Origin of the sequence: Caulobacter sp. Root487D2Y, from assembly GCF_001427165.1 — a bacterium.
Taxonomy (GTDB): domain Bacteria; phylum Pseudomonadota; class Alphaproteobacteria; order Caulobacterales; family Caulobacteraceae; genus Caulobacter.
On sequence record NZ_LMFD01000013.1, the window covers coordinates 259,939 to 275,000 of the forward strand.

Consider the following 15,062-nt stretch of genomic DNA (forward strand, 5'->3'; position numbering starts at 1 on the left):
GGTTACATCGCATGCAGACTCTCATGGCTTTTGGCCGCCGCACCCTTGGAAACCGCTACGCCTTCGTCGTGGCCGCCGCGACTTTCCTCGCCCTCCTGTCGGCCGCCGGCCTCCGCGCCGCGCCGGGCGTGCTGATCCTGCCGCTGGAGAAGGCCTTCCACTGGGACCGGGGCTCGATCTCGCTGGCCGCCGGGGTGGGCATCTTCCTCTACGGCCTGACCGGACCGTTCGCGGCGGCGCTGATGCAGTCGTTCGGCGTGCGGCGCACGATCAGCCTGGCCCTGCTGCTGATGGCGGCCTCGACCGGGCTTTCGGCCTTCATGACCCAGAGCTGGCAGTACGTGGCCACCTGGGGCGTGATGGCCGGGGTCGGCAGCGGGGCGGTGGCCATGGTGCTGGGCGCGACCATCGTCAATCGCTGGTTCGTCCAGCGGCGCGGGCTGATGCTGGGCCTGTTGACCGCCGCCACGGCCACCGGCTCGCTGATCTTCCTGCCGGCCATGGCCTGGATCGCCGATCAGGGCGGCTGGCGGCCGGTGGTGCTGACCGTGGCCGCCGTCGCCGCGATCATGGCCCCGATCTGCTGGCTGCTGATTCCCGAGGACCCCGCCGCCATCGGCCAGCGCCCGTTCGGCGCGCCCGACGACTGGACGGCGCCGCCGAAGGGCTCGGCCTCCAACGCCCTCTCCGCCGCGTTCGGCGCCCTGCACCGGGCCAGCAAGACCCGCACCTTCTGGCTGCTGTTCGGCGGCTTCTTCATCTGCGGCCTGACCACCAACGGCCTGATCGGGGTGCACATGATCGCCTTCTGCGGCGACCGCGGCCTGCCCGAGGTCAGGGCGGCCGGCCTGCTGGCGCTGATGGGGTTGTTCGACTTGTTCGGCACCACGGCCTCGGGCTGGCTGACCGACCGTTACGACCCGCGCAAGCTGCTGTTCATGTACTACGCCCTGCGCGGGCTCTCGCTGATCTACCTGCCGTTCTCGGACTTCTCGCTGATGAGCCTGTCGGTTTTCGCGGTGTTCTACGGGCTGGACTGGATCGCGACCGTGCCGCCGACCGTGCGGCTGGCGACCGAGGCGTTCGGGGATCGCGACGGGCCGGTCGTGTTCGGCTGGATCGGGGCCGGCCACCAGCTGGGCGCGGCGACGGCGGCGATCGGCGCGGGGGTGATCCGCGCGCGGGACGGGCAGTACATGGAGGCGTTCATCATCGCCGGCGTCGCGGGACTGCTGGCGGCGGGGGCGTCGCTGATGGTGCGGCGGAGTTTGGTCGTGAGCGCGGCCTGACTTGCCCCCTACGGGTCGCTTCGCGACCGTCTTCCCCCATGGGGGGAAGAGGGTCTTGAGCGTGGCGTCCTCCGCCCCCTATGGGGGCGGACAGGCGGCGAAGCCGCCAGGTGGGGGCAAGTCGGAAGCCGAACTAGCCTTCCAGGTCTTCGGCCAGGATCGCCATCTCGAACATGAACGAGCCGTCCTCGTCCTCGTCCTGGAAGACGACGCCGATGAATTCGCCCTTCACCTCGACCTCGGCGGAATCCTTCTGCTTGGGACGAGCCTTCAGGGCGATGTGCGGGTTGCCGAAGGTGCGCTTCAGATGGCCTTCGAGCTTGGCGATGGTGGCGGCGTCCATGACGGGCTCCTGATCTCGGTGGGGCGCGCGGGGCGCGGGGGATCGGCGGAAACTAGAGGGCGGAACGCGAAAGTGTAAGGGGTTTTGCGCCGGATCCCGGCTCAGCCTGTTGAGAACCCGGTTCGGGTGTCGGGCGGGGAAGCCGTCGCCGCGCCCTGGACGACCAGCCAGTCGCGGAACCGCCGCGCCGCGCGGGTGGCCTTGCCCCGGGGTGTCAGGGCGCAGACCTGGGCCTGGCCTGGGACCAGGCCCAGCGGCGCCACGAGGCGGCCGGCCGCCAGGTCTTTCTCGACGAAAGCGTAGGGACTGAGGGCCACGCCCAGGCCGGCGGCGGCCGCTTCCAGCATATAGAAATAGTGGTCGAACTCGCGGTTCACCGTCGCCGGCGACAGGGCGACGCCCGCCGCGGCCTCCCATTCGGCCCAGCTTTCCAGAAAGGTGCGGGTGTGCAGTCGGGGCAGGCGGGCCAGGCTGTCCAGATCGTCGACCTGGGCAGCCAGATCGGGCGAGGCCACGGGGCCGACATAGTGTTTGAGGAACGGGGTGACGTCGGCGTCGGGCGAAGGCGGTGCGTGCGGCAGGCGCATGCGGATCGCCAGGTCGACGCCGTCGGCGCGAAAGTCGAACGGCCCGTTTGACTCCACGATCCGCGCCTGGATCTCGGGGTGGGCGGCGACGAAATCGGGCAGGCGCGGGATCAGCCACTTCATGGCGAAGGTCGGCAGGCACGAGACCACCAGCGTCCCGTCGCCGGCCCCCGCGGATCGGGGCAGGGCCGCCTCGATCTGGTCCAGCGCCTGGGTCAGGGCCTGGGCCAGGGTCAGGCCCGTCTCGGTCAGGGTCAGGCGGTTGCGCGGTCCCTCGGTCAGGGCGACGCCGAGGTGGTCCTCGAGCTGGCGGATCTGTCGGCTGATCGCCCCGTGGGTGACGCACAGCTCGTCGGCCGCCAGGGTCATCCGGCCGCGTCGGCCGAACGCCTCGAAGGCGCGCAGGGCGTTGAGCGGCGGAAGCGAGCGGGCGGCCATGTGACGAAACCTCACAGATGCCGCCTGATAAGTCGTTATTCGCGCCAGGGCAACCGGTCGATAAGGCCGGCATGAACCGGACCAAGCCCCACGACGTCACCCTCGCCCAATGGGCGGCCGTGTTGGCCGTTTGGGGTCTCGTGGCCTACGGGGCTCTCGCCCACGCGCCGGCCCAGACCCGGCGGGATCAGGTTCGCCTGATCGCTTGCCGCTAGGGCGCGGGCCGTGGCGCCGCGCATCGCCCGCTGCGTCTGCGGAGACCTCCAGCTGGCGTGCGGGGACGAGCCCCGGAAGGTCTCGATGTGCCATTGTCTCGACTGCCAGCGTCGGACCGGCAGCATCCTGAGCATCGCGGCCTTCTACGAGCGGGCGGCGGTGACTCTGGTCCAAGGGTTGCCGCGTCAATTCACCCGCGACTCCGCCAGCGGCAAGCCGGTCACCTTCCACTTCTGCGGAACCTGCGGCGCGAACGTCTTCTGGGAGCCGGCGCGGATGCCGCATCTGGTCGGCGTGGCGGTCGGGGCCTTCGGAGACCCCGACTTTCCCAGGCCTGAACAGGCGGTCTGGACGAAGGACCGACATCGGTGGCTGCACCTGCCCGCGGACACGCCGAGCTTCGAGGTCAATCCGCCACCGAGGTAACCTCAAAGCTCCGCTCATCCCGGCGTTCGCCGGGATGAGCGGATCCATTTGAAGGTCTTCGACCCTACTTCCCCTCCGGCTTGACGATCATCGTCCACGACTTGTCGTCGCCCAGGAAGGTCTGGGCGGCCTTCTGGACGTCGGCGATCGACACCCGCTGCAGGCCGGCCAGCACCGAGCGGGTGGCGGTCAGCAGGCGCGGGTCGGTCTGGGTCCCCGACAGGGCTCCCAGCCAGTATTCGTTGGTCTCGCGGGCCTTCTCGATCTGGTCGATGCGCGGCTTCTTGGCCCGCTCCAGCTCGTCGGCGGTGATCGGCTTGTCGCGCAGGTCGGCGGCGATCTTGCGGATGCTGGCGATCACGCCGTCGATCTTGTCCGGCGGGGTCTCGACGCTGACCGCCAGATAGCCCCAGTGGGTGAAGGCCACGCTGGCCGTCGCCGAGGCCGAGGGCGAATAGGTCGCGCCCTGCTTCTCGCGCAGTTCGTCGGTCAGCCGCAGCTGCATCACCTGGGCCAGGACCTGGGTGTTGCGGGCCCGTTGCAGGTCGGCGAACAGGTCGTCGGTCCTCCAGGCCATGAACAGCTGGCCCTGGTCGGCCCGGCCCTTGTGGGTGCGGGTGATCGGGGTCGGCGAAGGGGCGGGGAAGGGCGCGTTCTCGGCCCCTGCCGGGGCGGGAAGGTCGGCCCGGGGCGGCAAGGCGCCGAAGGTCTGGGCCACCGCCGCCACGGCCTTGTCGACCGTGGTGTCGCCGACGATCACCACCTCGATGGAGTCGGCGGCCAGCGGGCCCGACACCGAAGCCTTCAGCTGGTCCAGCGTCGTTCCGGCGATCTGCTCGCGGGTGGGGAAGGTCCAGCGGCCGTCGCCGCCGTGCAGCAGCCCGCCCAGGTCGCGGCCCATCACGCCGCTGGGCGTGCTCTGCAGCTGATCGTGGATCGTGCCGTAGTAGGTCTTGATGCGGGCGAAGGCCTCGGGGCGCCAGCCGCCTTCGGTGGCGTAGGCGGCCAGCACCTGCAGCTCGGTGTCGAGGTCTTCGGGACGGGTGCGGCCCGACAGGCTGAAGGCGTCGTCCTCGACCCCCAGGCCGGCGTTGTAGACCTTGCCGTTCAGCACACGCTCCATGTCCTGGGTGCTGATCTGCTTGAGGCCGCCCTCGATGAAGGCCGAGCCGGCCCACATCGGGCTCTGGGTGGCGGCCGGCAGGTCGAGCAGGCCGTGGCCGATCCGGGCCTTCACCAGGATCTGGTCGTCGCGGAACTTGGTCGGCTTGACCGTCAGGCGCACGCCGTTGGCGAACCGCACGAAGACGGTGTCCAGATCGGTGACGTCCTTCTGCTCGACGACCGCGCCCGTGGCTCCGAACGTCGCGTAGGGCCAGGTGGTGACGCCCGGCCCGGTCGGGGCGGCGACCGGGGTCTTGGCCGAGGCGGCGTAGGCGTCGGTCACGGCCTTCTCCGCGCCTTCGATGGCGGTCGGCGTCGGGATGGTGATCAGCGGGCCCGAGCCGGCGAACTGGGCCTTCAGCATCGCCGAGACCTTGTCGGCGGTCAGGCCTTTCGTGGCTTCGTCGAACACCGCCAGGTTCTGGGACGGGCTGGTGACGATCTCTCGGTCGGTCAGCGTGCCGACGATCGCGCCGGCCAGGGCGGTGGTGCGCTGGGTGGCCTCGCCCGCCGCGGCGGCCGCGAAGCCGGCGCGCAGGGCGGCGATCTCGCGGTCCAGCTCATCCTGGCGCACGCCGTACTGGACGATGCGGCGCTGTTCTTGCTCCAGCGCGGTCAGGGCCTGATTCCAGTCGCCCGGCCGGACGGTGGCGGACAGGGTGGTGATGTCGGCGGCGTGCTCCTGGTCGTTCTGCATGGCCACGGCGACGATGAACGGCGGTTCGGCCGAACGGGTCAGCACCTGCAGCCGGCGGTTCAGCACCGCGAAGCCCAGGGCCTTGACCAACTCTTCCTTGTCCTTGGCGCGGGTTTCCAGCTCCAGGTCGGGCGGCAGGACCCAGGCCATCTGGACCGAGGTCTGGGCGCCGGGCTCGACCAGCACCTTGGCGGTCAGGCCGCGCTTGGCCACCGGTCCCAGATCCGGCCTCACGCCGGGTTGGCCCTGACCCTTCCAGTCGCCGAACCGGGCCTTGATCTTGGCCTCCATCGCGTCGACGTCGAAATCGCCGACCGCCACCACCACGGCGTTCTCGGGCCGGTACCAGGCCTGGTAGAAGTCGCGGATGCGGTCGGCCGGGGCGGTCTTGAGGATCTCGGTCTGGCCGATCGGCAGGCGCCGCGGCGGCCGTTGGCCCTGCAGCTGAAAGCCGAAGGTGTTGACGAACACCCGGTAGCCCGGGCTGTCGCGCGTGCGCTCCTCCGACAGCACCACGCCGCGCTCGCGGTCGACCGCCTCGGGCGCGATGGTCAGCTCGCCGGCCGCCTCGCGCAGCAGCATGATGGCGCTGTCGACGGTGTCGTCGTCGGTCTTGGGCAGGTCCAACTGGTAGGTCGTCTCGCTGAAATTGGTCGAGGCGTTGGTGTCGGCGCCGAAGGCCAGGCCGTGGCGCTCGAGGATCTTGGTCATCTCGCCTTCGGGCACGTTCTTGCTGCCGTTGAAGGCCATGTGCTCCAGGAAGTGAGCCAGGCCCTGCTGTTCGTCGGTCTCGTTCAGCGAGCCGGCGTCGAACCACAGGCGCAGGGCGGCCTGGCCGGGCGGGGTGGCGTTCTTCTGGATCGCGTAGCGCATGCCATTGGGCAGCACGCCGAACCGGATGCGCGGGTCGGGCGCGACGTCCGACACCGCCTGCGGCCACTGGCCGGGCTTCACCAGGTCGATGGTCGGGGCGTTGGAGGAGGCCGGCGCGGCGGGAGCCTTGGGCGTCGACGAAGACGCGACGGTCTTGTCGCCCTGGCCGGGCTTCAGATGGGACAGGGTCGCGCAGGCGGAGAGGCTGAGCCCGGCCGAGAGAACGAGGGCCAGGCGCGAAACGCGGATCATGTGCGACCTTGAAGCAGAGCGTTGAAAGTCGCGCGCCTTGGCCGGAGCGCGTGGCGCAAGCAAGGCGACGGTTGGGCGGAAAGGCCACGCTTCGGCGCGGTCATGCGAGATTCAGCCCTGCGCCGCCGAGGCGCCGATCATCGCTCTCGGCGCCAATGTCCTGGCCCGGCAGATCGGGAAATATCGCGCTTGCGGGAGGAACGATCCCATCGCCAAGCCGATCGCCGTCGGCGAACTGCCGAGCAAGGTGGCGCCGTGGAGCGATGCGGCCGCCGGGGCGCGGACGCCTCAGGGCGCCTGATCGAGAATCTTGCCGGTGAGGCCGAAGATTTCCTCCGAGCCTTCGGGCGCGTCGAGCAGCAGGTTGGAGCCGGCGTAGACGAAGGTCCGGTTGTCGTTCGCGGACACCGACTTGACGCTGGAGTCGCTGGTGATCCGCACGGGGGTCTTGGCGCAGGCGCGCAGCGACGGGATCACGGTGTCGCCGACGGTCTCCAAGCGCAGGGACCAGGCGTCACCGGTGAAGGCGGCCAATGGGTCGTCCGACCGCCCGGTGTCGCGAAACAGCGAACCGGCCGGCACCACCAAGGCGCGGATGGGCGGCGTCGCGGTGTCGAACACTCTGCAGATCAGCAAGGTCGCGGCCCGGCTGGTGATGGGCGTCGTCAGCACGACGCCCATCGCCAGCGCGCACGCCAGGACCCTGGATCTACTGATTGATCGCGAAGGTGTAGCCATTGTCCCCCGCGGTGACGATCAGGTTGGCGGTGGCCCCGGGACTCTCCTGGCTGACCAGGATGCCGCCGGTCAGGGCGTCCACCGTGTCCGAGCCCATGGTGAAGGCGCCGCCGTTGACGGTCAGGCCCAGGGATGCGCCGCTGCCCGTCTGGACGACGCGCACCACGCCCGCCGCGCCCGCCGCGCCCACCGTATTGCTCAGCGTGGTGTTGACGGTCGAGCCCACGCCGCTGGCCTCGACGCTGTAGTCGACGCGGGAGGTCACGCCGGTGACGGTCAGGTTGGAGACCTGGGTCCCCGTGCCGCCGGTGAAGTCGTTGCTGATCGTATTGCCGTCGGCGCCGCCCACCGGCAGGGTGACGCTGAAGGTCTTGGCTCCGGCCCCGTTCGAGGTGTTGCTGACGTCGTTGTCGTCGGAGGCGATGGTGATCGAGCCGGAGATCGAGGTCGCGCCGGTGACGTTGTTGGTGACCGTGTTGCCGAGCCCGAGGACGCCGCCGGCGATGCTTTCGGTCAGGGTGACCGCGCCGGTGGCCGCCAAGGTGTTGCTGATGACGTTGTCGGTCCCGTTCAGGGTCAGGTTGTAGGTCAGGCTCGAGCCGTCCAGCACGTCGGTGATCGTGTTGGCGGCGTTCGTGGGATCGCTGTTGATGACGGCCACCGTGACGCTGGGATTGACCGGCGCCGTGGTCCCGCCGATCGTCAGGGTGTGATGGTTGTTGCCGCCGGTTCCCGCGGCCCCATAGGTGAGGCTGAGCGCGGCGGTCGTCGAGCCGCTCGAGGTGAACGCGCCGCCCAGGGTGTTGCTCTCGCCGATCTGGGTGATGGCGATGGTGTTCCAGGCTCCCCGAATCGGCAGGGCCGCGCCGTTGGTGGCGCCGTTCGCGGTGATCACGTGGGTGGGTCCGACGTTATCCTGTCTGATCCGCAGGCTCCGAACCGTGCCGCCGCCGCTGATGTCGATATTGAGCGTGTTGGCGGCGAAGGCTCCGTCGGCGGCCAGCCAGGCGGCTGACGCCAGCAGAAGCATTCTGGCCGATCGCGCCAGGCGGCCTTGACGGCCCGCGGCGAATTGAAACCGAGACATTTCCTCACTCCCTTTTTATCGAGACCCGTTCAGGACCACCATCCGTCGCGAAGCCCCTGGTTGATTAGTGCGATGAGTGCGCTGCGCACGGCGGCGCCCAGCGCCAGACCCACGGGCTCGTTGCCCGCGCCGCCGAATTCCAGTTCCACGACGTCGGCCGTGTAGATTTTCGAGATGTGTCCGCCGATCGACAGCGAGGTGACCGACTTGCTGACCGTGGTCTGGCCGAGGACCTCGCCCGTCTGCACGGCCACGGCCCGAAGGCTGAAGGTCACCAGGTCGGTGACGTATTCTCCGCTGCCGCCCGTGGAATTGACCGCCACGCCGCCGGCCACCTGACGCGTGGCGCGGTCGTAGGCGACCACCTGGCCGATCAGCAGGATCTCGGCGACCCTCAGCGTGATCAGACGCCGCACCGGCGGCGGTGGAAGCGCCTCGAGGCCGGCGGCGGGGGCGGTGGTCTCGGTCGGCGCGTTGAGCGCCAGGGTGGCCAGTTGCCGCTCGCGCAACAGCTCGTCGACATGCTGCCGCTCGACCAGGAAGACGTATCCTCGCGGCACCGAGCGCACGGCGTCGATCAGATAGGGGGTGCAGTCCATCGGAACGGCGGTGCTGAGCTCTTGCGGCAGGCGGGTCGGCCGCCGCTGGCCCGAGGTGTCGATGCAGCTGTAGACGCCGACCGTCAGGGCGCGCGCCGGCGCCGGCGGCAGGGCGATCTGCGGCTGGGCCAGCACCTCCGGCGGGCTGACCGGCGCGGATACGCAGCCGGCCAGGGCGGCCGCCGCTATCAATCCGATGAACGCTGGGCCCCCCCGCATCTTCAGGCCCCGCCGGAGGGGATGACCAGGGTGGTCGTGCCGGTCGGCGAGGTGATGGTCACGCTCAGTTGCCCGTCCGAATTGACGTAGGTGATGGTCACCGATCCCGACTGGACGGTGCCGGCCTGGCCGGGTTGGGCGTTGGCGATCTTCTGGGCGATGGTCTGGGCGACGATGCCGTTGAGCTGCGAGACGATGGCGTTGATGAAGGCCTGGTTGGGGTCGCTGGGCGTCGCCGAGCGGGCCGCCGCGGCCTCGGCCGCCGCTTCGGCGGCCTCCAGGGACTTCTTGTACTGCGCCATCTGGAAGGCGACGGGATTGAAGCCGCCGAAGTTGGGCGACATCGGCGCGTAGCGCAGATCGGTGGCCAGGGCCGGCGTCGTCGCCAGCGACAGGCTCAGCGCCGCCGCGCCGCCCGCGACCCAGCCCGGCCGCCGGGAGCCCTGTCGGGAACCCCGCCGACGAGACGGCGCAAGATCTCGTTCGCCGGAACCGGCGAGATTTCGCACCCGCCCGCCGGGGGGTGCGTAAGTGAAACTGTGCATAGTCAAGCCATCCTGGATGGCGATCGTCTTGACGGCAAACCGTCAAGCGGCGCCATAATAACCAAACCCTTGCTCCCCGGGTCTAGGGGTGTCAATCAGGTCTTTTACCTAGTTTTAGCTGTAGTGCGAAAATGAAGTCTGTGTATTCCATGCTTGGTGAAATACAGGAATGTCGACTTCCAATACTGTGTCGCCAACTTCGTCCGCTGCGCTTGCCTGTCTTGGAACGGGAACGGTTTTGGAAGCGTCGTGGATGGCGTTAGGCCGATCGCCATGGGCGACCCGCTGAGCAAGGTGGCGGTGTGCGGCGCACAGGCGGAAGGGTGAGGGCGGCCGCGTCCGCCTCCCGGCGCCGGCGCGGCCTCGCCGCTGCGGGCGGGTGTTTGACGAATGTTTCCCTACTTTTCAGTCGTCATCCCGGGCCTTGTGCCCGGGACCCCTCTGTCCGCCGCAAGGGGCGGGGGTGTGGCGCGCCGGCGCGCCATTGCACTGCACCGTCGGCTGAACCAGGGGGCCCGGGCACAAGGCCCGGGATGACGGGGTTTAGGGGATGGGCGAAGGTCTATCCCCGCCAGTGTCGCGAAGAACTCCAACCTTTCCAGCGCGTTGCAGAAAAATCAGCGTCACAACCGCGCCAGCGTTCAAACCCGGCGCACAATCATACCCGTCCCCATCGCGGGGGAGGGCTCTTGGTACCGGCCCAAGCAGGCGATGGAGATCGAACCGAGCGGGGCCTGGCTGGCCTGGCGGGCGGATCGTGTCGGGAAGCGGGTCTCAGAAGGATCCAAGGCCCGGGATGGACGAACGCCGGACAGTCGGGGTCGACGGGGCCGGAACGTTCAAACCGGCCTGTTCCAGGATCAGTCGGAGTCGCCGACGGCCCCTTCCGGGCGACCTGATCCTGCCCGTCCGAGGGGGAACGTCGATCGGGATGAAACAGGCCCTCAATCGACGTCCCTCGGTCAAAACGGTTCGGCGGAGCGGTCAGGTCTAGCCGAAACGCACATCCAAACCCACGGTCATCCGGGCTGGGCCCGGACCGCTCCGCGCCTCCCCATCCACTCGTCGCGAAAGCCCGAGGTCGAAGAGCCGTGCCTGCAACGTCGTGCCCGCGAACACTTGCCCTCACCTGGCGGCTTCGCGGTCTGTCCGCCCCCACAGGGGGCGGAGGACGCGCGGCGCCGGCGGCGGCGCCTCTTCCCCCTGCGGGGGAAGACGACCGCGAAGCGGTCCGTAGGGGGCAAGTGATCACCGCACCCCATCAAGAAGGGAGCCCGGTCCTGACGATCCTAGTTCGTTACCGAGAAGGTGGCGTTGTTGCCGGTCGCCGTGGCGACGCCGACCACCGAACGACCGGCGTTCACGGTCACCGTCGAGCGGGCGCTGACGTCGACATTGTTGGCCTGGCTGTTGGCGGCGGTCATGGCGCCCCCGCACTGATTGCAGGCGTATCCGCTGACCGCGTTGCCGATCGCCGTGGCGCCGGCTCCGGCGTCGTAGCCGCTGGTCCCCTCGAAGCTGGCGATCACCTCGACACCGCCGCCGTCATTGACCTGGACGTTGTCGAGCACCAGGCCCGGGCCGTTGGCGTTGCTGGCCATGGCCGAATTGCCCACGCCGTAGGCCGTGGCCTGGGCGCCGCCGAATTGGTACGAGCTCTCCTCGGCCTGGGCCCGCACATAGGCGGTGTTGACCTGGTGGCTGGCCACGTCCAGCAGCGTGCCGTCGTTGGCGGCGTTCAGGTTGTTGCCCGAGGCGGTGGCGGCCGTGGTGGTCAGGTAGCTGTTGCCGTAGGCGGCGAACTTGGTGGCCGTGACATTGGCCGCGCCGTTGTTCTGGTCGGTGATCACCCGGGCGGCCGACTGGCTGGCGCCGGTCAGGTCGATGTTGTTGCCCGCCGCCGTGCCGGCCACGACCGCGGTTCCGGCCACGTACTGGATGATCGCCCCGCCGTCGGCGGCCACGTCGGCCTGGTTGTTCTGGCTGACCCGCGCGCCCATCGCGCCGTTGACCATCAGCAGGCCTTGGCTGTTGCCGGCCGCCAGGCTGGTTTCGATCACGTCGCCGGCCTGGGCGGTCTCGGCCTCGATCTGACTGCGGGCGGTGACGGCGCCGCTGTTGGTCTGGACCATGAAGCCGCTGAGTGTGCCGTAGGCCGCCGTGGCCGTGCCGCTGTTGCCCACCGCCGTGGTGGTGACGTTGCTGCTGTCGCCCATGGAGCTTGAGACATTGACGACCCCGTGGGCGGTGACCGCGCCCTGGTTGACCTGGTTGGAGGTCAGGCCGGCGTCGGCGCCGACCACGGTCATGCCGAAGGTGTTGGCCCCGGCCGTGGTGGTGGCGGTGACGCCCTCGTCGGCGGTGACGACGTTCAGGGTCTGGTCGGCGAACAGGGCGCCGACGTTCAACTGGTCGTTCGAGCCCTGGGTCGTTTGGCTAGTAGCGACCCCGCTTGCCAGCATCACGCACATTGGGATCGCTGCGATCGTTCCAGCGAGACGGGTCTTCGCGGGTCTGCGCATTGTTGGTTCCCAGGTTGTTGTAGGCGGGGACGAAGGCTCCGGTCGCGCCCACCGTGTTGCCGGCGTAGGGATCGTACTGCAGGCAGCTCTGCGGGCCGGGCATGCCATAGAGGTTGGCGCTCATCTCGATGGTGGCTCGCTCGATCAGCGAGCGCACAGCCAGCTGCATCGGCTCCAGCGCGCCGCGACCGGCCGAGATGTCGAAGATGTTGCCATTGAGGAAGTCGAAGACGCCGACGCTGATCTCGCGGCCGACCACCTGCTTCTGGTAGGAGATCACGTCGACCACCTCCAGCGTGCGGGTGTTGATCAGCCGCAGGTCCAGGGCGATGTTCATCACGAACACCCGGCGGCGGAAGTTGGCCTTGAAGCCGTCGGTGTCCTTGTCGCCGCCATAGGCGTCGACGCCCGCCGAGCGGATGTTGTAGTTCAGCTCGGTGATGCCGCCAGCCACGTAGAAGTCCGACCCTGGCACCTGGCCCGCCAGGATGCGGCGATAGTCGGCCGGCGCGTCGGCGCCCGGCTTGGGGTTGTCGGAGATCAGCTTGTTGTTGGCGTATTTCAGTTCGTACTCGGACACCGAGGTGTCGAAGCGCTCGACCATCGGCATGCCGGCCTTGGCGAAGGCGGTCATGGCCAGCAGCGAGGCGCCCTGGGTGACCTTGCGGCCCGAACCGTCGGACTCTTCCTTGCCGGTGTAGTCGGCGATGCGGCCGATGGCGACGCGCGGCGCGACCACGTGGTTGGTCCGGGCGTACTGAGCCAGGCAGACGAGGCCCGCGGTGTAGGGGGTCGGGTTGGCGGTCACCGGCGCCGAGCCGATCGGCGTGGCGTAGTTGCCGTCGGTCATGGACTTGGGAACCCCGCCGCAGGCGCTCAGCGCGACGCAGGCCCCCGCCAGCAGGAGGTTGAGGCGCTTACTGGCCATTTCCCGATTTCCCGACGTTCGTTCCGGCCGTTATGGAGCCGTTGTTGATTTGACTGGAGTTGACGATCACCGTGTTGTTGTTGCCCTGGGTGACGACCGTCAGGTTGTTGCCGATCGCCGTGGAGCTGCCGTAGCCCCCCAAGGCGCCGACCCCCGAATAGCTGTCCAGCGATCCCGACGATTGGCTGGACGAATAGACGCTCTGGTCGGCGCCGGTCAGCATGACCCCGTCGACGATGACCCGGTTGCCGTTGGCGTCGCGGGTCGAATACTGGAGCACGTGGTTCTCGGAACCGGCCGTGCGGCCGTAGCCGGCGTTGAACGCGGCGGAATTGCTGTCCAGGGTCTGGGCATGGGCCTGGGTGGAGAGCACCAGGCCGGTCGCGGCCATGGCCAGAGCCAGAACCGCCGCGCTGATCGCCAGCGGGCGACCGGCGCCCGGCAGTTTCTTCTCACTCGCAGCCATCAGGAACCTCGTGAACACCGACGTGTCCGACGGCTAGCAACCCCCGTGCCAATATCGGACAGCGTTCGGTCTAACCCCGAAGGTCTCGCGATTTGGTTAAGTTCGCCGGTTCCGGGACGACTTTGGCGGTCGCGACAGGGATCCAGCGGGCCCCCCGTGATCCAGCCCATTGATAAGGGGGCCGCTTTGCGAGACCCTGAGCTGAAATAAGTATCAGGGAGGATTAAGCTTTGCTGGTTTCTCAGATCCTGAAGGACAAGGGCGACCTCGTCTTCACCGCCTCGCCCAACGAGACGGTGGGGGCCGCCGCGGCCCTGCTGCACACCCGGCGCGTGGGCGCGATGGTGGTGCTCGAGGAAGACGAGACGATCGCCGGCATCCTGTCCGAACGCGACATCGTGCGGGTGATCGCCGAGGGCGGCGCGGCCGCCCTGGCCAAGCCGATCTCCTTCTGCATGACCCGCGACGTGGTCTTCGCCCAGCCGGAAGAGACGGTCGACGCCCTGCTCGAGCGCATGACCGACCGCCGGATCCGCCACCTGCCGGTCTGCAAGGGCAAGCGCCTGGCCGGCATCATCTCGATCGGCGACCTGGTCAAATACAAGATCAGCGAGGCCCAGGCCGAGGCCGAGGGGCTGAAGGCCTATATCGCGGCCGGCTGAGGCGGCGTCGCGGATCTGTTTTGGGCGGCGAAACAGGGGCCGCCCACGCACTCTATATACGGCGCCTATATAGAGCGTCGATCAGCGCGCCGGTTCGCCCAGCAATTCCGCGCCCGAACCGGCGACCGCGTCGGCCAGGCTGTAACCTTCCAGCACCGCCGCCGTGGCGTCGCGAGCCCGCAGCAAGGCTTCGCGCAGGGCGCAGGTGGCCAGGTCGCGGCAATCCTCGCAGCGGCGAAACGCCGTGCGGCTGACGCACGGGGTCAAGGCCAGCGGACCATCGACCAGTCGAATGATCTCGGCGAAGCTGATCAGGGTCGGCTCCCGGCCCAGCAGATAGCCGCCGAACTTGCCGCGGCGGCTGATCACCAGGCCCTGGCGCGCCAGTGTAAGAAGTATGGCCTCGAGGAACTTGCGCGGCGCATCGGCGCGCACCGCCAGCTCGCCGGCGGTGACCTGTCCGTTCTCGCGGGCCAGTTCGATCATGGCGCGCAGGGCGTAGCGCGCTTTCTGGGACAGCATGGACGCGGGGCCTCCTCTTGCAGAGGTCTATGGAGGCAGGGGAGGGGATGGCGCAAGAGTCGTCGTCCCGGCAGGGCGACGAGGCCCAGCCTCAAACCATTCACAGATCCGCGCACAGGGAAAGAGATGTGTGCGGTTGATCAGGTCGCTTTTGCGGTTGCGACTCTTCGGGGCGGTGGCTAAACACCGCCCTCGCTTCGGGGCCAACGCCCGCCGGACGAATTCGAGGCCTTCGGGCCTTGCTTTTGGAAAGGTGGATCGCTAGGTTCCGCAGCCTCAATCGGCTCGGTGACGAATTTGCGAAGACCCTGTCTTCAAGGGCTTCGTCGCCGCGCTTTTGTCCTTCGAAGCGGCTTCGGCCAGCTCATAGACGAAAGCGAAAAGGCCGGTTGACAGGGAATGGCGGCTTCAATAGAAACCGCTCTCCCGAGAGTAACCAAGCTGGTTCGCAAGAACTTCTGAAGTTACTCTCCAAGTCTAGGTGGTTAA

15 protein-coding genes are annotated in these 15,062 nt (G+C 68.7%); 4 read left to right on the forward strand and 11 right to left on the reverse strand.

The window, feature by feature from the left end; genetic code table 11:
- The first annotated feature begins 11 nt into the window (after positions 1-11).
- Positions 12-1,289 carry an MFS transporter gene (locus tag ASD38_RS20170; RefSeq protein WP_235523910.1) on the forward strand — a complete coding sequence of 426 codons (1,278 nt, stop codon included), beginning with the start codon at positions 12-14 and terminating at the stop codon, positions 1,287-1,289.
- A gap of 133 nt (positions 1,290-1,422) precedes the next feature.
- Here ASD38_RS20170 and ASD38_RS20175 read toward each other — a convergent pair whose 3' ends face one another.
- Entirely contained in the window at positions 1,423-1,632 is a 210-nt protein-coding gene (locus ASD38_RS20175; protein WP_028041048.1) for a DUF3126 family protein, read from the reverse strand.
- A 101-nt stretch (positions 1,633-1,733) separates the two neighbouring features.
- Positions 1,734-2,657 (reverse strand): LysR substrate-binding domain-containing protein, encoded by a 924-nt coding sequence (locus ASD38_RS20180; RefSeq protein ID WP_056442546.1) that lies wholly within the window; start codon positions 2,655-2,657, stop codon positions 1,734-1,736.
- 71 nt (positions 2,658-2,728) lie between these two features.
- On the opposite strand from ASD38_RS20180, the gene ASD38_RS24350 reads away from it, so the two are divergent.
- Together ASD38_RS24350 and ASD38_RS20190 are read left to right on the forward strand one after the other, a co-directional pair.
- Positions 2,729-2,872, forward strand: coding sequence for a hypothetical protein (locus tag ASD38_RS24350; RefSeq protein ID WP_200946029.1), 144 nt, complete (start codon positions 2,729-2,731; stop codon positions 2,870-2,872).
- Positions 2,873-2,882: 10 nt separating this feature from the next.
- Positions 2,883-3,299 carry a GFA family protein gene (locus tag ASD38_RS20190; protein ID WP_056442539.1) on the forward strand — a complete coding sequence of 139 codons (417 nt, stop codon included), beginning with the start codon at positions 2,883-2,885 and terminating at the stop codon, positions 3,297-3,299.
- Positions 3,300-3,363: 64 nt separating this feature from the next.
- On the opposite strand, the gene ASD38_RS20195 is transcribed toward ASD38_RS20190, so the two are convergent.
- The 8 genes from ASD38_RS20195 to hfaA form a co-directional block, all read right to left on the reverse strand.
- Complete coding sequence (locus ASD38_RS20195; RefSeq protein ID WP_056462878.1) at positions 3,364-6,285, reverse strand: M16 family metallopeptidase; 2,922 nt, start codon at positions 6,283-6,285, stop codon at positions 3,364-3,366.
- 288 nt (positions 6,286-6,573) lie between these two features.
- Entirely contained in the window at positions 6,574-6,957 is a 384-nt protein-coding gene (locus ASD38_RS20205) for a hypothetical protein (RefSeq protein ID WP_156390808.1), read from the reverse strand.
- Positions 6,958-6,994: 37 nt separating this feature from the next.
- Positions 6,995-8,053, reverse strand: coding sequence for a beta strand repeat-containing protein (locus tag ASD38_RS20210; RefSeq protein WP_056462885.1), 1,059 nt, complete (start codon positions 8,051-8,053; stop codon positions 6,995-6,997).
- Between the two features lie 86 nt (positions 8,054-8,139).
- A complete protein-coding gene (locus ASD38_RS20215; protein ID WP_082554782.1) occupies positions 8,140-8,928 on the reverse strand; it encodes a CsgG/HfaB family protein in 789 nt (262 codons plus the stop codon).
- A gap of 2 nt (positions 8,929-8,930) precedes the next feature.
- On the reverse strand, positions 8,931-9,473 hold the full coding sequence (locus tag ASD38_RS23530; RefSeq protein WP_082554781.1) for a curli assembly protein CsgF: 543 nt from the start codon (positions 9,471-9,473) through the stop codon (positions 8,931-8,933).
- A 1,289-nt stretch (positions 9,474-10,762) separates the two neighbouring features.
- A complete protein-coding gene (gene hfaD, locus ASD38_RS20225; RefSeq protein ID WP_056462889.1) occupies positions 10,763-11,944 on the reverse strand; it encodes a holdfast anchor protein HfaD in 1,182 nt (393 codons plus the stop codon).
- Positions 11,910-12,923 (reverse strand): holdfast anchoring protein HfaB, encoded by a 1,014-nt coding sequence (gene hfaB, locus ASD38_RS20230; protein ID WP_056440000.1) that lies wholly within the window; start codon positions 12,921-12,923, stop codon positions 11,910-11,912. The genes hfaD and hfaB overlap by 35 nt, the downstream gene beginning before the upstream one ends.
- Complete coding sequence (gene hfaA, locus ASD38_RS20235) at positions 12,913-13,389, reverse strand: holdfast anchoring protein HfaA (protein ID WP_442856958.1); 477 nt, start codon at positions 13,387-13,389, stop codon at positions 12,913-12,915. Before hfaA ends, hfaB begins: the two co-directional genes overlap by 11 nt.
- Positions 13,390-13,619: 230 nt before the next feature.
- Here hfaA and ASD38_RS20240 point away from each other — a divergent pair, with 230 nt between their 5' ends.
- Positions 13,620-14,051 (forward strand): CBS domain-containing protein, encoded by a 432-nt coding sequence (locus ASD38_RS20240; protein ID WP_056462892.1) that lies wholly within the window; start codon positions 13,620-13,622, stop codon positions 14,049-14,051.
- A gap of 81 nt (positions 14,052-14,132) precedes the next feature.
- On the opposite strand, the gene ASD38_RS20245 is transcribed toward ASD38_RS20240, so the two are convergent.
- Positions 14,133-14,573: an RrF2 family transcriptional regulator gene (locus ASD38_RS20245; protein WP_056462895.1), complete on the reverse strand. Its 441-nt coding sequence runs from the start codon at positions 14,571-14,573 to the stop codon at positions 14,133-14,135.
- Positions 14,574-15,062: the final 489 nt, after the last annotated feature.